The sequence below is a fragment of the Chryseobacterium sp. CH25 genome (assembly GCF_004119455.1).
GTDB lineage: Bacteria > Bacteroidota > Bacteroidia > Flavobacteriales > Weeksellaceae > Chryseobacterium.
Genome location: NZ_NRQT01000005.1, coordinates 69,705 through 95,154, shown reverse-complemented (window position 1 = coordinate 95,154; position 25,450 = coordinate 69,705). Strand labels below are relative to the sequence as shown.

Sequence of the window (25,450 nt, the reverse complement as noted above, 5' to 3'; positions counted from 1 at the left end):
CAAAACAATCTTTTTTATAAATTTAGCATTCTAACAATTTATTAAACACTTATGATGAGATTTGAACTTTATACGGATGAAAAAGACGACAGGCCAGTTTTTATCACCGGCAATTTCAATAACTGGAATCCCAAAGACTATTATTATCAGCTTCAGCAATCAGATTCACTTCATTATTTCATAGAAATTGAAGACGAAAAACTTGCTGACGATATTGAATACAAATTCACCAAAGGTGGCTGGGAGAATGTAGAATTGGACAAATACGGCAATATTACTCCCAATCGGAAAGTAAAAAAATCCCAACAGAAAGCATTTGATACTATAGAAAAATGGAGGTTAAACTGGGGACCTTTCAAAGAAGAATTTTTCCCTACGGCTGAAGTGATTTCTGAAAAATTCTACATCCCACAGCTGGATCGTTACCGTAAAATATGGGCAGTACTGCCTTATGATTATCATACTTCGGATAAGAACTACCCTGTTTTATATCTTCAGGATGCCCAAAACTTGTTTAACGAAGGAAGCGGTTTCGGGAACTGGGAAATTGATAAAAAACTGTCTATCCTTGCCGAATATGGACGTGGTGATGTTATCGTTATTGCCATAGAACATGGAAGTGAAGATAGAATCAAAGAATATATATTCGATAATGACAATGTAGCCAATGGCTCTGAGGGAAAAAAATACATCCGCTTTATTACCGACACTTTAAAACCTTATGTAGATGAAAATTACAGAACAAAAAAAGACCGTGACAATACAGGAATCGGTGGCAGCTCACTAGGAGCATTAATCAGTATTTATAGTGGATTTCTTTACCCTGAAGTATATTCCAAGTTATTAATCTTCTCTCCTTCTCTTTGGGTAGAACCGAATAATAATTTTCCGATGATGAGCTTCCGGGTTCCGTTTAAGACCAAAATATATTTATATGGTGGTGGACAGGAAGGCTCTAAAATGGTCAAAAGAATTCATATTTTTGAAGAATATCTGAAAAGATGGGAGAAAAAGAATCTTTTCGATTTTGAATTCAGGACCAGCATTAATCCTGAGGGAACACACAGTGAGTTTTACTGGTCACAGGAATTCCCAAGAGCTATTGAATGGCTGTTCTATGACAATACTGAAAACCCTGTTGAAGTAAAACCACAACAACAAAGCATTAAGAACTAAATTTTATGAAACTGATCAACAAAAAAAATAAAAATTACACTCAGGTTTTCCATTTATTTACTGAAGAAGAATGGGTTAAAACAGGGAAAAATTTCAATAAAAACATTGCAACATTTTTCACTGGAAAAAAGTATGAAGTATTCGTCAATGCCCATGAAGAAGGCATTACTTACTTTATCGGATTGGGAAAATCCACTTTACAGAATTTCGAGCTCCAGCAAATAGCGTTGAAATTCTCACAGACTCAAAAAGAGAAACTACAGGATACTCCTACTTTACTTCTGGCTGACTTTCTCAATGAAAAACAGTTTGAAGAATTTATGAAAGGATTACTGATTGGAACTTACAATTATCCTTTTGAAAAAAATCATCCTTTCTGGAATGCAAAATTTGAGCTTCATTTCGAAAATTTAAGCCAGAAAAAACTGGATGATATCAGTCAAAGAGCCGAAGCTTTAAGCAACGGACAAATCGCCTGCCAGGAGTGGATGAATAAACCGGCCAATCTAAAAAGACCGGACACTTTTAGTCTGTACCTTAAAAACCTTGCCAAAAAGTATGACCTGAAATATACTGTTTTCAACCGTAAAAAATGCGAGGAATTAGGCCTTGGAGCTTACCTTGCCGTAAACCAAGGAAGTGCTCATGATGCCGCTTTTACTATTTTAGAGTATAAAACCACGGTTAAAAATGCCAAAACATTTGGATTGGTTGGCAAATGCGTATTGTTTGACACGGGAGGAATTTCTCTGAAACCCTTTACCAATATGCATTATATGAAATCTGATATGGGCGGGGCAACAGCCGTTTTGGGAACTTTAATCTACGCAGCAGAAATGAAACTTCCGGTTAATATCGTTGCGGTTCTTCCTATTACAGACAATGCTATTTCTGAAAAAGCTTTGCTTCCGAGTGATGTCATTACCGCCTATAACGGAAAGACCATTGAGGTTATGGATACCGATGCAGAAGGCAGACTGATTCTGGCTGACGGACTCTCCTATCTTGCTAAAAACTACAAAACAGATTTCCTTATTGATCTCGCAACTTTAACAGGAAGTTCAGTAAGAATGTTTGGAGATACCTGCGGAGCCCTGTTTTCCAATAATGAAGAGTTGAAAAACCTTTTGATAAAAACCGGAGATCGCACCAACCAAAGGCTATGGAATTTACCACTATGGGATGTTTGGACAGATGATATACAATCTGATGTGGCAGACTTAAAAAACATGTCTCTAAAACCTGTTGGTGACTGTATTATCGCAGCTAAATTCCTAGAGCATTTCATTGAGAATCACCCTAAATGGGCCCATTTGGATATTGCCGGAGTTGCCTTCGGAAATGTAGGATATGCTAAAGAAAAAGCAGCAACCGGATATGGGGTTCAATTGCTCACGGATTTAATCGAAAATTATCATTAAAAATTAGTTTATTAGAAAAATTCTCTGTATACTTGATTAGTGATTCAGAAAAGCGCACCATATTTTATTTTTTGATATTAATCAAACAATAAAGAATTGCTTTTATTTTTGATAATTCACTAAAAATTAAAAAACATTATATGGGGGAGAAAATTATAGTATGTATTTCGTGCTATTACAAGGGCTATGATTTCATGGATGAAATGAAGCAGCTCGGTAATAAAATCATCTTAGTAACATCAGAAAATCTTAAAGAAAAAAATTGGCCCTGGCATGCCATTGATGAGGTATTTTATATGCCTGAGATCAAACCCTCTGTGTGGAACCTGGAACATCTGATCCAGGGGTTTTCCCACCTGATGAAAACCAGAAAAGTAGACGCTGTAGTTGCTCTTGATGACTACGACGTGGAAAAGGCTGCCCTCATCCGCGAAACATTCCGTATTCCGGGAATGGGACAGACTACTCACCGTTATTTCAGAGATAAATTGGCGATGCGTCAGAAAGCAAAAGACTCAGATATCAGTGTTCCTGAATTTACAGCCGTTTTCAATGATGATACAGTGAATGAATTTGTAGAAAAGGTCCCTGCTCCATGGGTACTGAAACCTCGTTCAGAGGCTTCAGCATCTGGAATTAAAAAAATCACAACCAAAGAACAGCTTCACGAGGCATTAGATGTGCTTGGTGAAGAGCGTCATCTTTTTCTACTGGAAAGTTTTAAACCAGGAGATGTATACCATGTAGACAGTCTTACTTTCAATAAAGAAATTGTATTTACTTCTGCATCCAAATATCTCGCCCCTCCAATGCAGGTTTCTCATGAAGGTGGTGTTTTCAGATCCAAAACTCTAGGAAGATACTCTGAAGAATTCAAAGCATTGGAAGACATTAATTCCAGAGTGCTTTCCAACTTTGGACTTCTTAACGGAGCTACTCATACCGAGTTTATCCGTGGAAAGGAAGATGGAAAATGGTACTTTCTGGAAACTTCTTCGAGAGTGGGCGGTGCTCATATTCCCGATTTAGTAGAAGCTTCAAGCGGTATCAATATCTGGAGAGAATGGGCTAAAATTGAAGATGCACTTTTAAGGAATGAAAACTATAATGTTTCTCCTCCTACAGGGTATTATGCAGGACTTATTGTTGCTCTTATTAAGGATAAAGAACCTGATTACAGCAAATTTGAATGTGAGGAAGCAGTAAAATTCCTTCCTATCGATTATCATGTGGGGATTGTTTACAAATCCAGTGAGGCTTCTGTAGTAGAAGAAAGACTGGATAGTGCTGCAGAGAAAATTAATGCTGAAATGCTGAATATACTTCCTCCAAAAAGCAGTAAATTAATGTCTTAAAAAAATGAATAAAGAAACTGATATTCAAAACAGTATTGATTTTATTAAATTAAATCTGTCAGAAAGATCTGTTTTAATTAATAATTTAGAAAAGATTGATACCGGAAAATGGGAAAACAAGGCCTATTACAGATTTGTTGATTCTACTAATGCTAATCAACCTGGTTCCCAATGGGTTTTTAAAGAAAATATCATTCTGAAACATCCTGAATTGGGAACTCTGGTCCTGGATATTATTGGAACACGACAAACTTGGAGGAATTGAGTTTCTCAACAGATTATAAGATTCATATTAAAACCAAATAAGAAAAAATGCCTCATATAGAACATACAGATTACTACTCCAACATATTGGGAACAAGTCTTAAAGTAGAAGTGACCGGACATTACGGTCATCCTATCATCATGTTTCCTACCTCCCAGGGACAATATACCCAGAATCATGATTTTCACCTTAACGGAAGTATCAACTGGTTCATAGAGCAGGGAAAAGTAAAGCTTTATAATATTCAGACTATTGATGCCTGGAGTTTTTATGATGAAAAAATATCTCCACAGCAAAGAATAAAAAATTATGAGCGCTACGTACAGTTTCTGATTCTGGAATTTATTCCCTACATCCAAAAGCTCCATAAAACCCATCGTGTAGCGGTTGCAGGAGCAAGTTTCGGAGGTTATCATGCCGCTAATTTTGCTTTCAGATTTCCGGATGTGGTGTCACATCTGTTTTGCCTCTCTGGAGCTTTCAGCATAAGGAATTTTATGGACGGTTATTCCGATGACCTTGTATACTTCAACTGTCCAAGGGAATTTGTAAGGAATGATGAAGCCTGGAAATACAAACATATGCATATTGTATTGAGTACCTCAGATCAGGATATCTGTAGAGATAAAAATATTGAAATGGCTGAAATCTTAAGGGTAAAAGGGATTGAATTCTGGTATGACGAAAGAAAATGGATCGGCCACGACTGGCCATTGTGGAGGATGGTTTTCCCAACCTTTATTGGAGCTTATTTCTCTTAGAGTATTTAACCATTATTTTTAACCACAAAAGGCACAAAAGTTTTTAACACTTAAGTTACTTGAAGAGACTACTAACTGTTTTAGAAGTACACTTAAGTTTTTGAAAATCTTAAATTTTCAATTTTCACAAATATCACAGTTGAAGACGTGATGTTCCCCTCCTCTGGAGGGGTGTCGAAAATTCAAAGAATTTTTGACGGGGTGGTCAAAAAAACAATATAAGTTAAACCTGGACTGAAAATCATATTTCATTCCTCGTAAAAAGAAAAAAATATACCCATTAAAAACAAAAATTATGACAAAAAAAGTAGGAATTCTATTCGGCATGGAAGACACATTTCCCTGGGCATTTATAGACAAGGTGAATGAGCTGGGTGGTGGAGATATTGTGGCTGAACCTGTTACCATTGACAAGCTTGAACAAGGTGCAGACTATGGATATGCTGTAATCATCGACAGAATTTCGCAGGATGTTCCCTTTTACAGAGCGTATCTGAAAAACGCAGCACTTAACGGTACTTATTTAATTAATAATCCGTTTTGGTGGAGTGCTGATGAAAAGTTTTTCAACAATGCCCTGATGAGTAAACTCGGTATTCCGTTACCAAAAACAGTATTGCTACCCTCTCATGAAAGACCGGACAATACTTCGGAAACTTCATTCAGAAACCTGAAATTTCCACACGATTGGGAATATATTTTCAATTATGTAGGATTTCCAGCTTATATGAAACCTCACGACGGTGGCGGCTGGAAAAACGTGTATAGAGTGGAGAATCCGGATGATCTTTGGAACAAGCTTGGAGAAACAGAACAGCTAGTAATGATGGTTCAGGAGGAAATTATTTTTGATGACTATTACAGAGTGTATTGTTTAGGCAGAAAATATGTTCACATCATGCCGTACGAACCTAGAAATGCGCCTCATTTAAGATATGCCACCACCCATCAGACACAAGGCGAAGAGCTTGAGAAACTATTGAAAACCATTCATGATTATACCATTACAATGAATGAAGCATTAGGATATGACTTCAATACGGTGGAATTTGCGGTAAGAGACGGAATTCCTTATGCTATCGACTTCTGTAATCCGGCTCCGGATGCAGACAGAAATTCTGTGGGAGAAGAGAATTTTGCATGGATTATAGAGCATGCTGCTAAACTGGCGATCGAAAAGGCCAAGGAATATGTTCCTGGGAAACCCAATATCGCTTGGGGAACCTTTGTGAAAGATTCCATAAAATAATATTGAAAAAGAATAAAAAAACACAAGACAATGCATCATCAGTTTACTATTGGAATCGAAGAAGAATATCAGATCATTGATGTTGAAAGCAGAGATCTGATTTCTCACGTATCAAAAATTATTGAAGGCGGAAAAGCGGTATTGAGTGAAAATCTAAAGCACGAAATGCACGAATCCATGATTGAGATGGAAACCGGAATCTGCCAGAATATTCAGGAAGCCCGCACAGAATTAACGAATTTAAGAAGACATCTCATCAATACAGCCCATGAGCAGGGACTTCGTGTTTCCGGCGGTGGAACTCACCCTTTCTCACATTGGTCAGACAATAGTATCACTCAGGGAGAAAGGTACATCAAAATTGTTGATGATATGGGCGATGTAGCCCGTGAGAACCTTATTTTCGGACTTCATGTGCATATTGGAATTCCTAATCGCGAAGAAGGCGTAAGAATTCAGAATGTCATGCGTTATTTTCTGCCTCACGTCTATGCGTTATCCACCAATTCTCCTTTCTGGATCGGAAGGTATACAGGCTTTAAATCTTACAGACAGGAAATTTTCGTAAAGTTTCCAAGAACCGGTATTCCAAGCTACTTCAACTCAGTAGCAGAGTTTGACAGCTATGTTGATCTTCTGGTAAAAACAGGAACCATTGACAATGCTAAAAAGATATGGTGGGACTTAAGAGTTCATCCGTTCTACCCTACTATTGAGTTCAGGATTTGCGATATGCCATTAAGAATTGATGAAACCGTATGTCTTGCGGCCATTATGCAAAGTTTAGTGGCTAAAATTTATAAACTTCATCAACAGAACCTGAGCTTCAGAAGCTACAGAAGATTATTGTTGAATGAGAATAAGTGGCGTGCTTCCAAAAGCGGTATTGAGGCCCATCTTATTGATTTTGGAAAAGAAGAATCTGTTCCCTACCCTGTTTTATTAAAAGAACTTCTAGAATTCATTGATGATGTAGTAGATGATTTAGGATGCCGAAAAGAGGTTGAATATGCCTGGAAAATTCTTGAAAACGGAACGGGTGCTGATCGGCAGCTTCAGATTTTTAAGGAAACCGGCGATCTTACTAAGGTTGTGGATTATATGATCTCAGAAACAGAGTATGGTATCACCCATGGCGAACCTGCTTCATAATATTTTTGGTAACTTTACAAAAAATATGATGTAATGAAAGATATTCGAATTGCTCTGCTGGACATGAACAACAATCATGTCAATCAAGGCTTTAGAAACATTAAAGAAATTTCTGAAACGTTTCAGCAGAACTCTGAAGACAATGTAATCATCAAAACGTTTGATGTCAGGTTTAAAGACGAAATGCCTGAAATCGGAGACTTTGATATTTTCATTTCTTCAGGCGGACCAGGAACTCCACACCGTGAAGGTTTCGCGTGGGAAGACAGGTTTGCTCATTTTTTAGATTCCATTTTTGAACACAATAAATACAGTGAAGATAAAAAATATCTTTTCCTGATCTGTCATTCATTTCAACTGGCAAGCATTCACTGGAAATTAGGAAATATCTGTAAAAGAAAGTCCTATTCTTTCGGAGTAATGCCAATACATAAAACCGAAGAGGGTAAAGATGAATTTTTATTCAAAAATCTTCAGAATCCTTTTTATGCAGTAGATTCCAGAGCTTATCAGTTCATTGAACCGGACCATGACCGTTTTGAGGAATTGGGAATGACTGTGATGGCAATTGAAAAATTCCGTCCTCATATCAATCTGGAAAGAGCAGTAATGGCGGTTCGTTTTTCTGACGAGATATTCGGAACTCAATTCCATCCGGAAGCAAGTCCTGAGGCTTTGATCGAAAACCTTAAAGACGACAAGAACAGAGAAGCTATGATTGAAAATTTTGGAATGGAAAAATATCTTGAAACGATGGACCGAATTGATGATGAGGATAAAATCATCCTGACCAGACACCAGATCCTTCCGAGATTTCTTCAGTTCGCAAAAAAAAACATTTTGAAAGAAGTTGAGTCTTTGGCTTAATAAGTTTGGAAGCTGGAAGAGGGAGGCTGGAAGTTACCAGTAGTCATTAAACTTCTGTCAACTTTTGATTTTAATCAGGTATAAAAAAACACCTTAATTTAAAATACAGACTTCAAATACTTCCCTCTTCCAGCATCCAACTTCCATCCTATAAAATATCGGGCATTATTGCTCGATTTTTTTAACATCACAAAAGAAAAAATATGATCCCAAAATACAGAAAACAGTTTAATCAGGAGTTTTCAGATGAAAAATACACTCAACTTAAAGAGATTTTAAAACAAAAAGGAGGTATAGAGCCTGGTTTTAGAATTTCCGAAAGTCCGATTTTCCTTACCAAAGAATTTGAAAGTAAATTGCTTGACGCCAGTGAAAGTATCATTAGCCAGATTAAAGATCTTCCAGCAGAAACCCTTCAGAAAGCCATTCCAGATAACTGTAGAGTTCCCAACGATACAAACCAACCACATTTTTTCACCATTGATTTTGGAGTCTGTAAAAGTGAAAATGGGGAAATTGAACCGCAATTAATCGAACTTCAGGCATTTCCTTCATTATATGCCTTCCAAAAGATTTATGAAGATACATTCTGTGAAGTGTATCCTTTCCTTTCAGAGATTCGTAATACAATGTCTCATAAAGACTTTCAACAGCATTTAAGAGATCTGATTGTAGGTGATGAAAATCCGGAAAACGTAATTCTTCTTGAAATCTTTCCGGAAAAACAGAAAACAGCCATTGACTTTGCTCTAACAGAACAATTATTAGGCATAAAAACGGTGTGCCTTACCAAGGTAAAAAAAGAAGGCAAGAAATTATATTATGAAAATGATGGTCAGCTTGTAGAAATTAAAAGAATCTACAACCGTGTTATTTTTGATGAATTAGACAGAATACCGGATCTTAAAACTGAATTTGATTTCCGTGAAGATGTGGATGTAAAGTGGATCACGCATCCAAACTGGTTTTTTAAAATCTCTAAGTTCCTTTTGCCATTATTACAACATCAGTTTGTTCCAAAAAGTTATTTCCTTCATGAGTTTCCTGAAAATGAAACCCTTGAAAACTTTGTATTGAAACCACTCTTTTCTTTTGCAGGAAGTGGAGTGAATTTGAATCCTACGAAAGAAATCACCAATGCTATTGATGATAAGGAAAATTACATTTTACAGAGAAAAGTAACTTATGAACCCTTGTTTGAAGATATTAATGGAGAGTTTTCAAAAGCAGAAATCCGTTTGTTGTATATTTGGCGAGAAAATGATGAACGTCCTATTCTACTGGAAAATCTGGGAAGAATGACAAAAGCAGCAATGGTAAATGTGGATTTCAATAAAAAAGATGCTATTTGGATTGGAAGTTCTAATGCTTTTTTTGGATAAATAACTTATAAGACTAATAATACATGGAAGAAAAATCAACAACTTTTGATGAGTTTGATAACTATAACAGTTTAACACGAAGACGAAATCTATTACCCGTTTGGATTAAAATTTTCTTATGGATGTTTTTAATTGGCGGTACTGTATCTCTTATCTTGTTGATGGCAGGTTCTCTTATGACTCATATTTCTTTATCAATATATGGAATAAATGCCACACATCCCTATTCAATGACTGGACTTTTGATTTCATTGTTGTTTTTGTTCAAAGGTATTGTTGCCTACGGACTCTGGTTTGAACAAAAATGGGCACCGCAAGCTGCAATAGCTGACGCTATTATAGGAATTGCTATTTGCTTCATTATGATGGTAGTAATCCCTTTTACTTCACTAAAAATTAATTTCACAATTAGACTGGAACTTATTCCTTTATATTTCTATCTCGTGAAAATGCGAAACATAAAGAAAGTTTGGGAAAATATGTAAAAACAAAACCTCCGATTTGTCGGAGGTTTTATTTTTATAGATTCTTATCGTCTTCCAGCAATTCTCTTGCCTGATATTCCTGTACGAGATCAATAGCATTGGAAATCACATCGCTTAAAGCGGTAATGAATGTTCCTTCTTCTGCCATTCCCATAGCATGTTTTAACGCTTCTATTTCTTTTGGAATAATCTCATAACTGACATCTTTTCCTGAGGCCTGCATCCCGTCTATAATCAATCCATTGATTTCCTCCTCTGTTCTTCCCCGAAGGTGTTTCTCATTTCGGATGATGATATGATCGAACATTCTTCCTGCAATCTTTCCACATTCCCTGATATCGTTATCTCTTCTGTCTCCAACACCGGAAATAATACCTATTTTCTTGGTAGCTTCAACATTTTTCAGATAATCTTCAATCGCTTCATATCCGGACGGGTTGTGAGCAAAATCAATCAGTACTTTAAAACTTTTAAACTTAAAGACATTTAATCTTCCCGGGGTAAGCTGTGCACTTGGGATAAAAGTTCTTAGTGAATTGGAAATATCTTCAATTCCAAATCCATGAAGATAGCTTGCCAAACTGGCAGCCAGCACATTTTCGATCATGAATCTGGCTTTACCTTCCATAGTAATCGGAAAATCTTTGGCTTTACCTATTCTGATCTTCCAGTCTCCTTTTTTAATGGTGACAAACCCTTCTTCATAAACGCAGGTTATTCTTCCTTCTTTTGCAAACTTTACAATATGGGGGTTATTCTCATCCATACTGAAAATAGCAACATTAGAATCAAGATCCTTCACGATCTTCATGGAATACTCATTATCTGCATTCAAAACGCTCCAGCCGGTTTTCTTTACACTGTCTAAAACAACCCGTTTTACTCTGGTAAGGTCCTTCAGACTGTGGATATCATTCATTCCCAAATGATCTTCTTCAATATTCGTGAGAACTCCGATATCACATTGTGAGAACCCCAGTCCGGAACGGAGAATTCCGCCTCTTGCCGTTTCAAGAACAGCAAATTCCACCGTAGGATCCTTTAAAATAAACTCTGCGGAAATCGGTCCGGTAGTATCTCCTTTGGAAAGCATTGTATTTTGAATATAAATCCCATCTGATGTAGTGAACCCTACTCTATAGCCATTGCTTTTCACAATATGGGAAATCAGTCTTGTTGTGGTTGTTTTTCCATTTGTACCTGTAACTGCAATAATTGGTATTGTAAACGGTTTTCCCTGTGGATATAACATATCTACAACCGGAGCAGCAACGTTCCTTGGAAGCCCTTCACTTGGAGCCAGATGCATTCTGAATCCAGGTGCTGCATTGACTTCTATGATTGCCCCACCACTTTCTTTTAAAGGCTGGGTAAGGTTTTCAGCCATAATATCAATCCCGCAAACATCCAGTCCTATAATTTTGGAAATCCTTTCTGCCATCGTGATATTTTCCGGATGTACCATATCTGTAACATCTATGGACGTACCTCCTGTAGAAAGATTAGCTGTGGACTTCAGATAAACAACCTCTCCCTTTTGCGGAACAGTTTCCAGTGTATACTGAAGTTTTTCAAGCAGTTCTAAAGTGTCTTTATCCACTTCAATTTCGGTAAGAACATTCTCGTGACCATACCCTCTTCGTGGATCCTGATTTTCTTTATCGATAAGCTGCTGAATATTCAATTCACCGTCTCCCACAATATGGGCAGGAACTCTTCTTGCTGCAGCGACCATTTTATTATCAATCACCAATACCCTGAAATCATATCCTGTAATGTATTTTTCAACGATTACCTTTCTTGAATATTTCTGAGCATGCTCCAATCCAATTTTAGCAGCTTCCCAATCATTAACATTGATAGAGGAACCCTTTCCATGATTCCCATCCAAAGGTTTTAAAACAATAGGATACCCTATTTTTTTAATAACTTTATCTAAATCTTCTTCATCTACAACCAAATCTCCTATTGGCACCGGAATAGCCGCATCATGAAGCATTCTTTTGGTTAACTCTTTATTACAGGCAATATCTACTGCAATAGAGCTTGTTTTTCCGGTAATTGTAGCCTGAAAACGCTGTTGATTGATTCCATATCCAAGCTGTACCAGTGAATTTGTTCCCAATCGGATCCATGGTATTTTTCTGGAAACAGCTTCTTCTACGATACTTCCCGTAGATGGCCCAAGGCGGACACGTTCTCTAATCTCTTTCAGTTTATGGATACAGGCATTCAGATTGTATTCTTTGTCTTCAATTAAAGCTTCCGCAATCTTTACCGCCTCTTCAGCAGCATAAATTCCTACATTTTCTTCAAGATAGTTGAATACTACATTATACACTCCCGGAGTTTTAGTTTCCCGGGTTCTTCCAAAGCCAACATCCATCCCCGCCAGAGTTTGAATTTCCAAGGCGATATGTTCAATGACATGTCCCATCCAGGTTCCCGTTTCCACTCTATGGAAAAAACCTCCTTCCACTCCTTCTGAACACCTGTGGGTAATCAGTGACGGGATTAATTTTTCAATTCTTTCCCTGAATCCTTCTATTTTATTGGTAGGATAATTTTCCATTTCCTCAAGGTCTAACCTCATCTGTATCAGCTTCTTTCTTCTGATACTCCAGATATTAGGACCACGTAGTGCCTGAATCTTTTCGATTTTCATAGTCTATTGGCATTTTAACAGTTAACAATAACTTATTTTACAACCAAATATAATATAAAACCCTAAACAAAACCATAGTGCAATTGAAGATTTATCAAAAAAGAATTAAATTTCATTAACATTTCTAAAACATTAAAAATCAACTAAAGATGGCACGAATTTCGCCAAACATGTTAATTATTTTTTAATTTTGTACCATGACTAAACCTGTAGGAAAATTAATTGTTATCGGAGGAGCTGTAAACAAAGGAAGTTTTTCAGAAACCGATTATGATCAGAATATTGAAAAGAATCTTAACTTTTTTGAACGCGGAATTTTGCGAAAGATCATCAGCGAATCAAAACATAAGGAAGATTCTGTTATTGAAATCGTAACAACAGCCTCCCAAATTCCTCAGATTGTAGGTACAGAATATAAAAAAGCATTTGAATTCTTAGGAGCAAAAAATGTGAATATCCTTGACATTCATAACCGTGAAGAGGCTAATTCTGATGCTATGGTAGCCAGAGCAAATGCTGCAGATGTTATGATGTTTACTGGTGGAGACCAATTGAGGCTAACATCTATTCTTGGTGGAACAAGATTCCACGATACGGTTCTATTAAAATATCAGGAACAGGACTTTATTTATTCCGGAACTTCTGCAGGTGCTGCAGCGGCTTCTGAAAATATGATCTATCAGGGAAGCAGTTCTGAGGCTCTGTTAAAAGGAGAAATTAAAACTACACAGGGGTTAGGTTTAATTGATAATGTTATCATTGATACGCATTTGTACAAAGAGGCAGAATTGGACGTCTTTTCCAGGCAGTAGTGAATAATCCGAGAACTCTGGGAATTGGTTTAGGAGAAGATACTGGATTGTTCATTCATAATGATGTGATGACAGCTGTAGGGTCAGGACTTGTGATTTTGGTAGACGGAAGATTTATTAAGGATACCAACCTTACCAATATTAATCTGGGTGAACCTATTTCTATTGATAATTTAACGGTTCATGTGATGTCTATGAACGATCATTATGACCTTACAACGAAAACTCTTACGATTGAGAATTCACAGTTCAATCCAATTCCACAGGATAAATAGACCAACTTATACAACTATACAAACGGGACTTCGGTTCCGTTTTTTTATTTAATATTCCTTTCCTATTTTAGGTTTTGGTTAAAGCCAGTGGAATATGATTAATTTATTTGGCCGGGCTTCCTTCGGCTATGCTCAGGATTATAGTCCACCCCTAATGATGTTGATTTCCGGATGGATAAGCATAAACGCAATAGTTGTTTAACGACAAGATCTTTTATTTTTCAAATTGTCACTAATAGCTTTATTGAGATTCCTACGGAATGACAAAAAGATTTTAATATCTCAAAATACATGATACAAACAAACCTTGTCATTCCGTAAGAATCCAAACTATTAATAAACTTGTTGAAGATTTTAAATCAAGGTAAAGCCCGCCCAAATTGATGTTGATATCCGTGTGGATATACATAAATGCAATAGTTGTTTAAAGACAAGATCTTTTATCTTTTATCTTTTATCTTTTATCTTTTATCTTTTATCTTTTATCTTTTATCTTTTATCTTTTATCTTTTATTTATAAATTACCTTCGTAAAAATTATTCATCAACTCTTATTCTATGAAAATCATCATCCACGGAGGCTTTTTCTCAGAAAGTGACCAAAGCCATGAAGTAAAAACTGCAAAACAGAACTCTTTAAAAGAAATTGCTGAGAAAGCATACCATTACCTTCAGACTCATTCTGCCTTTGATTCGGTGGCTTATGCCGTTTCTTTGCTGGAAGATGACCCTTTGTATAATGCGGGAATAGGTTCGCAGATTCAGAGTGATGGTGTGATCCGTATGAGTGCCGCTATAATGGATGGTGAAACTCAGAAATTAAGTGGTGTCATCAATATTCAGGATGTAAAAAATCCCATTTTTGTAGCAAAGGACCTAATTGGAGAGGATGACCGGGTTTTAGGTGGGCAAGGCGCAAAACGTTATGCTACAGAACACGGATTTGAAAATTTCTCAACTGAAATTCCCCAAAGGAGAAAGGAGTATGAAGCTAAGCTTGGTAACGGAGGTAAAGGCACTGTAGGCTGTGTAGCCATTGATAAGGATGGAAAACTGGCTGTTGCCACTTCTACAGGTGGCAAAGGTTTTGAGATCCCAGGAAGAATTTCAGACTCTGCCACTGTGGCCGGAAATTATGCCAACACCTTCTGTGCAGTAAGCTGTACCGGTGTGGGAGAAGATATTGTAAGCAATGCCACCGCCACAAAGATTGTTACGCGTGTAACTGATGGAATGAGCCTAGAAACGGCTTTCACTAAAACTTTTGACGAGCTTAAAACAATTGACGGATTTGCCGGTGCTATAGCCATTGATAAAGATGGGAACATCTATCATCAGGACTCCTATCCTACTATGGTTTTCGCCAGTTTTGACGGTGAAAATTTCGATATCTTTTCTTAATTTTAACATTATTTTATAATTCTGCCTAATTTTTTGGCACGTATTTTACATATGTATTAATAACAAATTTTAATATTAATATCTTTTAAAAAATAGAAATCATGGGAAACAAAACAAAAGGCTTATTAGCTTTACTAGGGTTAGGTGCTTTGGCTTATTGGAAATATAAGAATTCAAGTCCAGAAGATCAACAAGCGGTAAAGGATAAGCTGAATACAGCAAAGGATAATCTTAACAAATGGGGAAATGACCTTAAGACTAAAGCCAACGATGTTGCTTCCCAGGTTCAAAGTAAAGTAGAAGAGGCAAAAACAAAAGCTGAAGACTCTTTAAACTAAAAAACAGAAAGTAGTTTTTTTAACATTCATATATAGAAAAAGTCATCGTAGTAGTTTGCGATGACTTTTTGTTTTATAAAATCTGAATTAAAATACAGCTCTACTTTAATTTCCCTGAATAATATAATTTTTCTCTATTAATTTCCTTTCAGGTTCATTGGGATTATCCGGTTGAAACCAAACTTCAATCTTACTTCCATAATAATCTCCCCAGTCTCCTTCTGTTATCGTAAAACCATCATTACCACTTGAAAATTCTTTCAACTCATCACTAGGATTGAAGACCTTTCTCATCGATTCTTTTTTAATCTCTTTTTCAGAAAGAATCCTGTTGGTATTAAAATCATATACTTTTAAATAAACCTTCCCTTTTTCTATTTTATTCAGGAAAACATCATATTTATAAGATCCCGGCTGCAAGTAATCATAGATAAGAACATCAGTCTGGGTAACCTCTACGAGCTCTTTCTCATCTACAAACTGCTTCAAAGGCATTGAAAATTTTGCATTCTTTGGATTCTTAATATCATTATTATAAGGCTTATAAGGGCTTTTAGGCGGGTAAAAAGCGAATAATACACCAATTATGGTAAACATAATAAAGCTTAAAAGGCATTGCCAAAGACCATTTTTAAATTCATCTTTTTTAAACAGCCTTGAAATTCCTAATATAAAACTTGCTCCCGCAACCAGAAATGGTGTAACTGAGAAAAAGTTCCATGTAAATTTTCCAATGGGTAAAATAAGAATCATTAACCAACAGAGAATCCCTATAAATAATGTAATTAAAGAGGTAAAATACCACCTCCAGTTTAATGCTCTAAAAACAACTTCTTTTATCATAATCTGTCTATAATTTTTTTCTTCTGATCATTAAATTCTTCTTCACTCAAAATTCCGCTTTCTTTTAATCTTCCCAGCTGTTCCAGCTGATCCAGAGCACTGGGTTCAGATTTATACTGAACATACCCTTCAGGACGGGACATAAAATCTCTTACTTTTTCGCAAAAGAGTTTAGCTTCGTATTTTCCTACTCCACCAATCTCAACCAGATCATCAGAAACCTGGATATCTATAGAAGCCAACATCATTGCTGTTTCGTATTGTATTGAGCTTATTTTGGTATAGGAATAATCCTCCACAGTTAGTCCATACATAAATTCTTTATCTACAAAGATTAATCTTCTGTCTGTGGCTACTAAAATGATGTGATGCTGTGTTGTTTTATTTCTGCCTTCAACGAGGTAAACAATTCTTTCATCCACTGAAAGAATATCCGGCAGAGCACGAATCTCTTTTCTGGCAAAAATGGTTGGATTGATATCCAGTTTATCGAGTTCTTCTTTTATTTCGTCAAGTCTTGATCCCATTGTTATCGTTTATGAGTTTAAATTACTATTCCTTTTCAATTCAATAAAAGTATTCGCCTTAAGCTGGAATCACAATAGAGGAATGCAAAGCATACACTTTCCAGCCTAAATTTTCATACAATAGCTTTCCTTCTTCTGTAGCGACCAAAAGATTATTAGAAAACCCTTTTGATAAAGCGATTTTTTCCAATTCTTTCAATAAAAAAGATGCTAATCCTTTCCTCTGATGGTTTATTTCTGTAATTATTCTATCATAAACGGCCACATCATCTATCAAAGAAACACGCCCAATGGAAGCCTGTTCACCATTTCCGGCTACAATTCTTACCACAAAAGTTGTATTGTATTCTGAAAATTCCAAATGATAACCCTCTGCCAGACTGATTTTCGGAAAAATCATGGGATGAAAACAAGTCATCAGATATCCTTGTGCCTGTAGTTGCCATTTTTCAGGAATGTTTTCTATAAACTGATCAGGAGAAGTGCTTACCTTCAGATGAACCCAAGGTTCATTAATGGATTCGGTAAGTTGAAAAAAGTCTTCATTAAGTTCTGGAAATACAAAACGTTCTTTTTGTGTTTCATCTCCTACAAATACATGAAACCCGGACTTATATTGAACAGGAAAGGATACTTCTCTTGATAAGCACCATCCTTTAAGCCAGTTTTTTACGATTTCCGTTTTATCTTTCATGGTTAGCTGTTAAAAGTTTTATTTTAATTGTTCCAATAATTTCTTTTTTTGCTCTGTAAACTCAGTATCTGTCAGGATGCCATTTTCTCTCAATTTCCCAAGTTTTTCTAACTGTTCAAGAATTTCAAGGGAGTTTGCAGTGTTTACAGCTTTATTTGTATTGGTATCAGGAGAATTGGTGATCTGTTGATGTTGTTGTACCGGACTGTTATAAATAGGTCTTATAATATCATAGAACTTTTCAGCATCTTCTTTATCCATAAAACATTCAAATTCTACCACTCTTTCCTCAAGATGTAACTTAATGATTGGAGATCTAGGATCTGTTACAAAGCTTACAGACTTAATTGTTTCATTGGGATAATCATTAATTTTGGCTGCTCCAAACATTGCCTTTGAAACAGAGATCATTCTTTTTGAAGTTGCCACCAGTATTCCTGCTGCCAATGTATTGACAAACTGAGCGTCTGTAATACCAAGCATCTTCTCATCCTCGGAAATAAGAGAAGGCAGTTCTTTAACTTCTCCTTTTGTAAATACAGAAAGACTGGCTTTTAGATTTTCAAGTTCTGCTTTTATTTTCAGCTTTCTCCTTTTATATTCTTCTTTCGAGATATTTTGCGGTTCTTCTTCAGCTATAGCCATAGGAAGGCTTTCCGCTGAGGAGCTGGGTTCCATATTTTGATTCTGAACGATCTGGTGAATATCATTAATGCTGAACTGATTGAGATTATACAGAACTTCCTGATTGATATAGCTTATTTTATCTAAACATTTATTGCATAATACACCGCCGTCTGAAAGCTTATTTTCACCCAAAAGCTTATCCATAGACGTTAATTCTGTAGTACACAATGAACAAATATTACTCATTTTTTTATTTTTTATAATTTATCAAGCAGTTTTTTCTTCTGTTCTGCAAATTCTTCTTCACTCAATATACCCATTTGTCTTAATTTCCCAAGCTTTTCCAGCTGCTCGAAAATATCTTCTGAGGAATCTTTTGAGGTATTGGATACACTTTGAGGAGCCGGAGTCTGAACATTTTGAAAGAACGACTGTGGCTGCACCGGCTGCTGATAGGTTGATCTCCCAGTTCCTCTGAGCTCTGCATTTACAGTATCACAGAATGTTCTTCCATCCCCTTTATTATGCAGTTTAAACTCAACAGTTCCTCCTCTTGTATTAACCCTTAATACGGAATACAAAAGATTTTCAACCTGATCCAGAGAAGTAATATCTTTATGGGCATATTCATTTTTTACCACACCGCCCAGGAATTTTTTATCCATGAAAATCACTCTCCACTGGGTTGAGAAAATAATTCCTTCCCTTTTATTATGAAGATTGATACATTCTGCAATAGCAATTAATCTTTCATTCTGATCCAGAACTTTATCCAGTTCATTTACTTCTTCATTGGCTAAAACACTTAACCTGGCTTTAAGAGTTACGATCTGATCCTTTATTTCATCCAATCTGGTAGGAGCATCATATTCATAATTTCCTGTTCCCGAATAGGATGAACTTCCCGGATTTTGGCTTGCATCAATTTTACTTTTAAGGAACATTCCTGTTATTTCAGCAAAATAGAACTGATGTAGATTATTGATAAGATCTCTATTGATTGTTATTGCTTTATTAAAACATTCAGCACACAAGTAACCGCCATCTGCAAGTTTATTTTTCTCAACAAGCATATCGGTAGACGTTAGCGGAGTTCCGCATAATGCGCAAATAGTATTCATCTGGTTTTTAATTTTTAAATGATATAGGCTCAAACAGTTTTAGCCTGTTTTTTGTTCTGGCAGCCCAAATTACAAATTCTGATTCTATATTTACCCTCAAAAATATTTAAAACTTCCCGTTTTTCAGGTATTTTTTTCCACTGTTCTTAAAATTAACCTATCTTAACAGGTAATTTACTTCTATTCTGATTGAAAAATGAATGCTATGATTTTTGTTGAAAATGAATTTGATCCATTAAAAAAGGTTGTATTGGCACAATCTGAATTTGGTTACCCCAAAGAACCCCGTCCGGAAGACCTTAGATTTCTGACTAAAGAAGTAGTACAGGAAAACTTTGAAAACAGAGGAAAAGATCATGCTGACGCATTTCCGGAACTTCAAAAACAATGGGAACAGGAAAGAGCAAACTTACAGGAAACTCTGGAAAAATATGGTGTGGAGGTACTTCGTCCCCGTAAACTTACCTTTGCAGAAAAAGAAACAGTAGGAACAGCAGGATATTCCAACTTTTTTGTACGAGATCCCTTTTTTACAGTTGGAAGCTTCGTTATTGAATCTTCGCTCAGATTTCTGCATCGAAGAAATGAGATCCTCCCGGTACGCGATTTATTTCTTCAGGAAGTATATCCGCAAGATTGTTCTTATATAGCCGTTCCACAACCTGAGGTGGCAGATCCTGAAGATAAAACTTTGGGAAAGGGTCCTTTTTTGGAAGGTGGAGATGTTTTGATTCTGGGGAAACAAATTTTCGTAGGAAATTCGGGTTTAGCTTCTAATAGTCTTGGAATTCAATGGTTAAGAAAACTTTTAACACCACAAGGCTATACTGTGGAAGAAGTGAAACTTCATCCTGATATTTTACACTTAGACTGCGCTCTTGGGTTAATAAAAAATGGTTTAATGGTTATTTGTGAAGAAGCTTTTTTAGAAGGTATTCCTGTAGCATTAATGAATTGGAAAAAAATTCATGTCAGTCTCCATGAAGCCATGAATCTTGCTACAAACGGGCTTCCTGTTTCTCAGGAAGTTTATATTACAGATCCTGCGTTTCAACATATTGGTAAACAAATAGAACAACACGGTATTAAAGTAGAATATATCGATTTTTCTATCAGCAGAAGCTTTGGAGGATCTTTCCGATGCAGTACGCAGCCTCTTTCAAGATATTAAAAGAAATCGCTTTAAATAGAAACGGCTCAGGATTTAAAATCCTGAGCCGTTTTTTATATTTAAATAGTATTCTATCCTAAGAACTCCTCCAAAGAAACAGTCTTCTGTTCTCCGGCTTCAAGATCTTTGAAGGTTACTGTACCGTTTTTAATTTCTTCTTCTCCTAAGAAAACAAGGTTTTTAATTCCTTTTTTCTCTGCGTAAGTAAATTGCTTATTAATTTTTGCATTCTCAGGGTATAGTTCTGATGAAATACCTTTTGCTCTTAACTGCATAATCAGTTTTAAAGCCTCCGTAGTCTCTTCACCTCCGAAATTGGCAAACAGATATTCTATTTTAGAAGAAGCTTCTTCAGGGAAAGATTCAATTCTTCCATCACCAGATAAATTCTGTCTAATCCGAATGAAATACCAATTCCCGGGATATTTTTAACCCCAAACACTTCTGTAAGGTTATCATATCTACCACCACCACCAATGGAGCCCATAGCCACCTCATCTGCTTTCACTTCAAAGATTGCTCCGGTATAATAATCAAGACCTCTTGCTAAGGTAATATTGAACACCAGATTCTGCATATCAACACCAAGGTTCATAGACTGAGTAAGAACAAATTCTAACTCTTCTACTCCTTTCAATCCGATCTCGTTGCCTGCGAATTTTTCTTTCAACTGAAGAAGATTCTCCAGAGCATCATCAGACTGGCTGAATAAGAAGTCTAGTTTATCAATAGATTCCTGAGAGATTTCTCTTTCCAGTAATTCTTTAACAACTCCTTCTTTTCCAATTTTATCTAACTTATCTAATGCTACTGTAAAGTCGATCAATTTGTCTGTAATTCCAGCATATTCAGCTAATCCGGAAAGGATCTTTCTGTTGTTCATGTGAATGGTAACAGGAACTTTCAGATCTGCGAATGATTTCAAATACAATTGAACTAAATCCACTTCCTGCAGTAAGCTTTCACTTCCTACTACGTCTGCATCACACTGATAAAATTCTCTATATCTTCCTTTTTGAGGTCTGTCTGCTCTCCATACCGGCTGAATCTGGAAACGTTTGAACGGAAATGTTAATTTCCCATGATTCATCGCTACAAATCTTGCAAAAGGTACAGTAAGGTCATAACGAAGAGCTTTATCTGTCAGATTTTCTGAGCTAAAAGGTTTCTCCAACGCTCTCTGAAAGTCATTAAGCATTTGATGTTTTTTATCGTCCTTTGCTTCATTAATACTTGAATTCAGGATTTTAAAAATCAAACGATCTCCTTCTTCTCCGTACTTTCCTGTTAAAGTAGAAAGATTTTCAAAGCTTGGGGTTTCCAATGGCTGAAATCCGAATAACTCAAAATTATTCTGTAGAATATTGATGATATATTTTCTTCTGGAAACTTCCTGTGCCGTAAAATCTCTCGTTCCTTTTGCTAAACTTGGCTTCATTTATTGTATGTCATTTTGATAAGTACAAAAGTACGGAATTGCAGGGACTTTACACAGCATAAAAAAGCTGAAGAAGCAATCTTCCTCAGCTTTCAGAGTTAATAGGATCATTTATTCCGAAAAATCAGACACTTTCAAGGATTTCCAATATTTCTTCACCATAATTTTCAATCTTATGTTTTCCGAATCCTTTAATCTCCAGCAGTTCTTCTTTTCTGGCAGGTTTATACTTGGCTACAGACATCAGCTCTTTATTGCTTGCTATGAAGTAAGTAGGCAGATTTTGTTCTCTTGCTTTCTCCGATCTCCAAAGTTTCAGGGCATTGAGAATTTGTTCTTCATCGGAATTCAGGAAATCATTTTCTGCTGAGTATTTAACAACCTTTGGCTCTTTTACTGTATTTTTCATCAATTTTGATTCCTCGAAATACAGGATTACAGACCAATAACATTCATCATTTACAAAAGCGGTTTCCACTTTTATAATCTCGTTTCTTTCCAGAAAATCGTCAAGCATTTTCTGATCTTTGTAGAGAAGCTCTTCAGGAAGTCTGATCTTAAAAACTTTTACTTTCATCATTTGGGTTTTTAGATTTATTTACCTCCCAGCAACAGGATCTCATCTACTCTAATTTCCGTAATGTAACGCTTTACACCATCCTTATCATCATAAGATCTGTATGTAAGCTTACCTTCAATTGCAATTTCTTTTCCTTTAGGGACATACTTTTCCATAATTTCTGCAACTTTCCCGAAAGCAATCAGATTGTGCCATTGCGTCTCTTCTACCTTTTCACCCTTAGCGTTTGTATAATGATCGCTAGTAGCTAAAGATACACTTGCTTTTACATTTCCGTTTTCGAAGTTTACCATTTCAACTTCTTTACCTGTGTAACCAATTAATGTTACTTTGTTTCTTAGTGACATAACTTTTAGATTTTAATGATTAATATTTCAGATAAGAGACGTTCACTGTTTTCTCAAATCTCTGTTGCAAAGTTTGCGATATCCCCAAAGGCCAGTCGGTTATAAACTATTTAAATTCGTTTGTAGTCGTTTGTTATCGGATAATGAAAATTAAAAGCGTTTAGAAATATTTACTTCTGATAGTAAAAAATATTGATTCAATTTGAAAAATAAAAAGTTATAAAGTAATTAGCCACTAATGCACGAATTCTTTTTATTCGTGCATTAGTGGTCATATTATTTAGATTTAAATTAATTTTGTCTTCTGCTTCTTACTAAAAAGAAATAACAGTGATTTTTGAATATAAAGAAATGTATATATGAGGACGCTAGAGATTAAAAAGAATATTCAGAAAGAAGAGGATAAGAATCTTTCTTTTCGGGTTTTTGATTTAACCAATGACTATTTGAAAGAGTATGGGAAACCCCATAAAAAGGATCATTTTTTTATTATTGTTATCGAAGAGGGAACGTTGCAGCTGCATATTGAAGATAAGATTCATTTTTTAAAGCCTGGAAAAATATCTGTGGTATTTCCAGATCAGGTTCATTTTATTTCTGATACCAGTGATGATCTGAAAGGAAAAATTATTCTTTTTGAAGAAATCCTGTTTTGTTCGGATATTCTGAAAAATGAGTTGAGTACTTATAATGTAAATCTTTCCACACAACTTCACTGTACAGTTTTATCTTCAGAAGATTTTCAACAGAGTTTATATTTAATCTCCATTATTCAGGGGATTTATCAGCAGCCAAGTCTTATTAAAAAGGAGCAGGCAAGGTTTCAGATCAAAATATTTCTGTTAGGTTTAATTGAATCTGTTCATGGGTTACATCCTATTTTACATAAAGAAACTGCAGACAAACCTATTTATGTTCGTTTTAAAAAATTACTGAATGAGCATTATAAACAATACAGAACGGTTCAATATTATGCTGACGAACTGGCTATTACCACGAAAAAATTAAATTCAATTACAAAAAAACATTGTGGAGAAACAGCCATTCAAGCCATACATAACCGAATTTTAATCGAGATTAAACGACAGTTGATGTTTTCTGATCTTTCACATAAGGAAATTGCATTTGATCTTGGTTTCAATTCTCCTTCCGCTCTCAACAAATTTGTAAAATCTAAACTGAAAGAAACTCCCACTGCCCTTCAGCAGGAATTGGCGCAAATGTATAACACATAATCCTGTTTGTATAACATCGTCGGTTTAGCCTTGTCTAATTTTGTCTCATTAAAATCAAACAAAAAAAATGAGCAAATTATTTATTGCAGGAGAAGTATTCCATGGTGCCGGAAGTCTTTCAGAATTAGCAAATATTAAAGGTAAAAAAGCAGTAATTGTAACAGGAGGAAGCTCTATGAGAAAAAGCGGAACTCTTGATAAAGCAATTGCATATCTTACAGAAGCAGGAATTGAAACTCAGCTTTTTGAGGGTGTAGAGGAAGATCCATCATCAGCAACATGTTTAAAAGGAGCTGAAATGATGAAAACATTTGAGCCGGATTGGATTATAGGATTAGGAGGCTGTTCCGCTATTGACGCCGCTAAAATCATGTGGGTATTTTATGAATATCCTGATGCCGATTTTGATGCTATGATTAAGCCATTCACGGTTCCGGTTTTAAGAAATAAAGCAAAGTTTATCGCTATTCCTTCTACAAGTGGTACAGGAACTGAAACCACAGGTCTTGCAGTGATTACAGACAGAGAAAAAGGGGTAAAATATCCTATTGTTTCTTATGAATTAACACCGGATATTGCGATTGTAGATGGAGAAATCTGTGCTTCAATGCCTGCACATGTGACTTCCAATACAGGTCTTGATGCATTGACACATTGTGTGGAGGCTTTTGTTTCCAATATTGATAATAATATTGCAGATGCGCTTTCAAAAGGGGGCCTTGAGATTGTTTTCAATAACTTAAAAGAAGCGGTAGAAAACCCAAACAATATTACAGCACGTCAGAATATGCATGATGCGTCTTTTATGGCAGGTTTGGCATTCAATAATGCGTGGTTAGGGATTGTTCACTCTTTATCTCATCAGGTTGGTGCATTATACGGGATTCCTCACGGAGCTTCCAATGCTATTTTCCTTCCGAACGTTATCCGTTATAATGCTCAGGCCACGGAACGTTACCCTGATTTAGCCAGAGTAATTGGTAAAGAAACAGCTGAAGATCTTGCTCAGGCTATTGAAACATTACGTTCAGAGGTCAATAATCAATCTGCAATCAAAGAATTTGGAATTTCAAGAGAGGATTGGGATAAAAACATTGATTATATTACAGCCAATGCACTGGCAGATCCTTGTACCGGTTTTAATCCTAGAGTTCCTACTTTAGATGAATTAAAAGCTATTTATAATGCTTGTTATGAAGGTCTTGTTTATACTGAAGAATTAGTTTTAGGATAATCTTTAAATTTTAACGTTAAAAAGCAGGAG

The 25,450-nt window shown here is 35.9% G+C and carries 25 protein-coding genes and 1 pseudogene; 17 read left to right on the top strand and 9 right to left on the bottom strand.

The genetic code is table 11. The annotated features are described in order from the left end of the window. Positions 1-51: 51 nt before the first annotated feature. From BOQ64_RS13335 to BOQ64_RS13290, 10 genes are all read left to right on the top strand, one after another. A complete protein-coding gene (locus tag BOQ64_RS13335; protein WP_228448371.1) occupies positions 52-1,176 on the top strand; it encodes an alpha/beta hydrolase-fold protein in 1,125 nt (374 codons plus the stop codon). A gap of 5 nt (positions 1,177-1,181) precedes the next feature. Next, the gene (locus tag BOQ64_RS13330; protein ID WP_129057330.1) at positions 1,182-2,597 is read left to right on the top strand and encodes a leucyl aminopeptidase family protein; all 1,416 of its coding nucleotides are present in this window, start codon (positions 1,182-1,184) and stop codon (positions 2,595-2,597) included. 140 nt (positions 2,598-2,737) lie between these two features. After that, entirely contained in the window at positions 2,738-3,952 is a 1,215-nt protein-coding gene (locus BOQ64_RS13325; RefSeq protein ID WP_129057329.1) for an acetyl-CoA carboxylase biotin carboxylase subunit family protein, read from the top strand. A gap of 4 nt (positions 3,953-3,956) precedes the next feature. Beyond that, positions 3,957-4,217, top strand: a complete 261-nt coding sequence (locus BOQ64_RS13320; protein WP_129057328.1) for a hypothetical protein — start codon at positions 3,957-3,959, stop codon at positions 4,215-4,217. 47 nt (positions 4,218-4,264) lie between these two features. After that, positions 4,265-4,978 (top strand): alpha/beta hydrolase-fold protein, encoded by a 714-nt coding sequence (locus BOQ64_RS13315; protein WP_129057327.1) that lies wholly within the window; start codon positions 4,265-4,267, stop codon positions 4,976-4,978. Between the two features lie 295 nt (positions 4,979-5,273). Continuing rightward, positions 5,274-6,227, top strand: a complete 954-nt coding sequence (locus BOQ64_RS13310) for a RimK family alpha-L-glutamate ligase (protein ID WP_129057326.1) — start codon at positions 5,274-5,276, stop codon at positions 6,225-6,227. Positions 6,228-6,257: 30 nt separating this feature from the next. After that, positions 6,258-7,379, top strand: a complete 1,122-nt coding sequence (locus BOQ64_RS13305; protein ID WP_129057325.1) for a carboxylate-amine ligase — start codon at positions 6,258-6,260, stop codon at positions 7,377-7,379. Between the two features lie 33 nt (positions 7,380-7,412). Then, positions 7,413-8,246: a type 1 glutamine amidotransferase gene (locus BOQ64_RS13300; protein WP_129057324.1), complete on the top strand. Its 834-nt coding sequence runs from the start codon at positions 7,413-7,415 to the stop codon at positions 8,244-8,246. Between the two features lie 203 nt (positions 8,247-8,449). Next, positions 8,450-9,628 (top strand): hypothetical protein, encoded by a 1,179-nt coding sequence (locus tag BOQ64_RS13295; RefSeq protein WP_129057323.1) that lies wholly within the window; start codon positions 8,450-8,452, stop codon positions 9,626-9,628. Between the two features lie 23 nt (positions 9,629-9,651). After that, positions 9,652-10,113, top strand: coding sequence for a hypothetical protein (locus tag BOQ64_RS13290; protein ID WP_129057322.1), 462 nt, complete (start codon positions 9,652-9,654; stop codon positions 10,111-10,113). A gap of 34 nt (positions 10,114-10,147) precedes the next feature. Here BOQ64_RS13290 and cphA read toward each other — a convergent pair whose 3' ends face one another. Next, complete coding sequence (cphA, locus tag BOQ64_RS13285; RefSeq protein ID WP_129057321.1) at positions 10,148-12,778, bottom strand: cyanophycin synthetase; 2,631 nt, start codon at positions 12,776-12,778, stop codon at positions 10,148-10,150. A gap of 197 nt (positions 12,779-12,975) precedes the next feature. Between cphA and BOQ64_RS13280 the strand changes: the two genes are divergently transcribed. The 4 genes from BOQ64_RS13280 to BOQ64_RS13270 all read left to right on the top strand — a co-directional run bounded on the left by BOQ64_RS13280 (position 12,976) and on the right by BOQ64_RS13270 (position 15,603). After that, positions 12,976-13,590 (top strand): cyanophycinase, encoded by a 615-nt coding sequence (locus tag BOQ64_RS13280; RefSeq protein ID WP_317127588.1) that lies wholly within the window; start codon positions 12,976-12,978, stop codon positions 13,588-13,590. After that, on the top strand, positions 13,590-13,865 hold the full coding sequence (locus BOQ64_RS24730) for a hypothetical protein (protein ID WP_317127587.1): 276 nt from the start codon (positions 13,590-13,592) through the stop codon (positions 13,863-13,865). The genes BOQ64_RS13280 and BOQ64_RS24730 overlap by 1 nt, the downstream gene beginning before the upstream one ends. 557 nt (positions 13,866-14,422) lie before the next feature. Then, complete coding sequence (locus BOQ64_RS13275) at positions 14,423-15,265, top strand: isoaspartyl peptidase/L-asparaginase (RefSeq protein ID WP_129057320.1); 843 nt, start codon at positions 14,423-14,425, stop codon at positions 15,263-15,265. A gap of 101 nt (positions 15,266-15,366) precedes the next feature. After that, positions 15,367-15,603, top strand: a complete 237-nt coding sequence (locus BOQ64_RS13270) for a YtxH domain-containing protein (protein WP_129057319.1) — start codon at positions 15,367-15,369, stop codon at positions 15,601-15,603. Positions 15,604-15,708: 105 nt separating this feature from the next. Here BOQ64_RS13270 and BOQ64_RS13265 read toward each other — a convergent pair whose 3' ends face one another. The 5 genes from BOQ64_RS13265 to BOQ64_RS13245 are packed head-to-tail and all read right to left on the bottom strand — an operon-like array spanning position 15,709 to position 19,415. Continuing rightward, on the bottom strand, positions 15,709-16,446 hold the full coding sequence (locus BOQ64_RS13265) for a hypothetical protein (protein ID WP_129057318.1): 738 nt from the start codon (positions 16,444-16,446) through the stop codon (positions 15,709-15,711). After that, positions 16,443-16,973, bottom strand: a complete 531-nt coding sequence (locus BOQ64_RS13260; protein ID WP_129057317.1) for a PH domain-containing protein — start codon at positions 16,971-16,973, stop codon at positions 16,443-16,445. The genes BOQ64_RS13265 and BOQ64_RS13260 overlap by 4 nt, the downstream gene beginning before the upstream one ends. Before the next feature lie 58 nt (positions 16,974-17,031). Next, positions 17,032-17,667, bottom strand: coding sequence for a GNAT family N-acetyltransferase (locus tag BOQ64_RS13255; RefSeq protein WP_129057316.1), 636 nt, complete (start codon positions 17,665-17,667; stop codon positions 17,032-17,034). An 18-nt stretch (positions 17,668-17,685) separates the two neighbouring features. Then, entirely contained in the window at positions 17,686-18,540 is an 855-nt protein-coding gene (locus tag BOQ64_RS13250; RefSeq protein WP_129057315.1) for a PH domain-containing protein, read from the bottom strand. Positions 18,541-18,551: 11 nt separating this feature from the next. Then, entirely contained in the window at positions 18,552-19,415 is an 864-nt protein-coding gene (locus tag BOQ64_RS13245) for a PH domain-containing protein (protein WP_129057314.1), read from the bottom strand. 205 nt (positions 19,416-19,620) lie between these two features. Between BOQ64_RS13245 and BOQ64_RS13240 the strand changes: the two genes are divergently transcribed. Next, complete coding sequence (locus tag BOQ64_RS13240) at positions 19,621-20,586, top strand: dimethylarginine dimethylaminohydrolase family protein (protein ID WP_228448370.1); 966 nt, start codon at positions 19,621-19,623, stop codon at positions 20,584-20,586. Positions 20,587-20,657: 71 nt separating this feature from the next. On the opposite strand, the pseudogene hisS reads toward BOQ64_RS13240, so the two are convergent. The 3 genes and pseudogenes from hisS to BOQ64_RS13225 form a co-directional block, all read right to left on the bottom strand. After that, positions 20,658-22,024, bottom strand: a pseudogene (hisS, locus tag BOQ64_RS13235) (histidine--tRNA ligase). A gap of 124 nt (positions 22,025-22,148) precedes the next feature. Further along, positions 22,149-22,604 (bottom strand): HRDC domain-containing protein, encoded by a 456-nt coding sequence (locus tag BOQ64_RS13230; protein WP_228448369.1) that lies wholly within the window; start codon positions 22,602-22,604, stop codon positions 22,149-22,151. 14 nt (positions 22,605-22,618) lie between these two features. Further along, the gene (locus tag BOQ64_RS13225; RefSeq protein ID WP_045497669.1) at positions 22,619-22,951 is read right to left on the bottom strand and encodes a single-stranded DNA-binding protein; all 333 of its coding nucleotides are present in this window, start codon (positions 22,949-22,951) and stop codon (positions 22,619-22,621) included. Between the two features lie 359 nt (positions 22,952-23,310). Here BOQ64_RS13225 and BOQ64_RS13220 point away from each other — a divergent pair, with 359 nt between their 5' ends. Both BOQ64_RS13220 and BOQ64_RS13215 read left to right on the top strand, forming a co-directional pair. Beyond that, on the top strand, positions 23,311-24,186 hold the full coding sequence (locus tag BOQ64_RS13220) for an AraC family transcriptional regulator (protein ID WP_129057312.1): 876 nt from the start codon (positions 23,311-23,313) through the stop codon (positions 24,184-24,186). Positions 24,187-24,253: 67 nt separating this feature from the next. After that, on the top strand, positions 24,254-25,420 hold the full coding sequence (locus BOQ64_RS13215; protein WP_129057311.1) for an iron-containing alcohol dehydrogenase: 1,167 nt from the start codon (positions 24,254-24,256) through the stop codon (positions 25,418-25,420). Positions 25,421-25,450 lie beyond the last annotated feature (30 nt).

Coding starts and splice junctions, on each gene's coding strand:
- BOQ64_RS13305 (WP_129057325.1), top strand. CDS start 6,258: ATGCATCATCAGTTTACTATTGGAATCGAAGAAGAATATCAGATCATT.
- BOQ64_RS13325 (WP_129057329.1), top strand. CDS start 2,738: ATGGGGGAGAAAATTATAGTATGTATTTCGTGCTATTACAAGGGCTAT.
- BOQ64_RS13255 (WP_129057316.1), bottom strand. CDS start 17,667: ATGAAAGATAAAACGGAAATCGTAAAAAACTGGCTTAAAGGATGGTGC.
- BOQ64_RS13225 (WP_045497669.1), bottom strand. CDS start 22,951: ATGTCACTAAGAAACAAAGTAACATTAATTGGTTACACAGGTAAAGAA.
- BOQ64_RS13260 (WP_129057317.1), bottom strand. CDS start 16,973: ATGGGATCAAGACTTGACGAAATAAAAGAAGAACTCGATAAACTGGAT.
- BOQ64_RS13320 (WP_129057328.1), top strand. CDS start 3,957: ATGAATAAAGAAACTGATATTCAAAACAGTATTGATTTTATTAAATTA.
- BOQ64_RS13270 (WP_129057319.1), top strand. CDS start 15,367: ATGGGAAACAAAACAAAAGGCTTATTAGCTTTACTAGGGTTAGGTGCT.
- BOQ64_RS13240 (WP_228448370.1), top strand. CDS start 19,621: ATGATTTTTGTTGAAAATGAATTTGATCCATTAAAAAAGGTTGTATTG.
- BOQ64_RS13220 (WP_129057312.1), top strand. CDS start 23,311: ATGAGGACGCTAGAGATTAAAAAGAATATTCAGAAAGAAGAGGATAAG.
- BOQ64_RS13330 (WP_129057330.1), top strand. CDS start 1,182: ATGAAACTGATCAACAAAAAAAATAAAAATTACACTCAGGTTTTCCAT.
- BOQ64_RS13335 (WP_228448371.1), top strand. CDS start 52: ATGATGAGATTTGAACTTTATACGGATGAAAAAGACGACAGGCCAGTT.
- BOQ64_RS13290 (WP_129057322.1), top strand. CDS start 9,652: ATGGAAGAAAAATCAACAACTTTTGATGAGTTTGATAACTATAACAGT.
- cphA (WP_129057321.1), bottom strand. CDS start 12,778: ATGAAAATCGAAAAGATTCAGGCACTACGTGGTCCTAATATCTGGAGT.
- BOQ64_RS13295 (WP_129057323.1), top strand. CDS start 8,450: ATGATCCCAAAATACAGAAAACAGTTTAATCAGGAGTTTTCAGATGAA.
- BOQ64_RS13230 (WP_228448369.1), bottom strand. CDS start 22,604: ATGATGAAAGTAAAAGTTTTTAAGATCAGACTTCCTGAAGAGCTTCTC.
- BOQ64_RS13300 (WP_129057324.1), top strand. CDS start 7,413: ATGAAAGATATTCGAATTGCTCTGCTGGACATGAACAACAATCATGTC.
- BOQ64_RS13280 (WP_317127588.1), top strand. CDS start 12,976: ATGACTAAACCTGTAGGAAAATTAATTGTTATCGGAGGAGCTGTAAAC.
- BOQ64_RS13310 (WP_129057326.1), top strand. CDS start 5,274: ATGACAAAAAAAGTAGGAATTCTATTCGGCATGGAAGACACATTTCCC.
- BOQ64_RS13245 (WP_129057314.1), bottom strand. CDS start 19,415: ATGAATACTATTTGCGCATTATGCGGAACTCCGCTAACGTCTACCGAT.
- BOQ64_RS13315 (WP_129057327.1), top strand. CDS start 4,265: ATGCCTCATATAGAACATACAGATTACTACTCCAACATATTGGGAACA.
- BOQ64_RS13215 (WP_129057311.1), top strand. CDS start 24,254: ATGAGCAAATTATTTATTGCAGGAGAAGTATTCCATGGTGCCGGAAGT.
- BOQ64_RS13275 (WP_129057320.1), top strand. CDS start 14,423: ATGAAAATCATCATCCACGGAGGCTTTTTCTCAGAAAGTGACCAAAGC.
- BOQ64_RS13250 (WP_129057315.1), bottom strand. CDS start 18,540: ATGAGTAATATTTGTTCATTGTGTACTACAGAATTAACGTCTATGGAT.
- BOQ64_RS13265 (WP_129057318.1), bottom strand. CDS start 16,446: ATGATAAAAGAAGTTGTTTTTAGAGCATTAAACTGGAGGTGGTATTTT.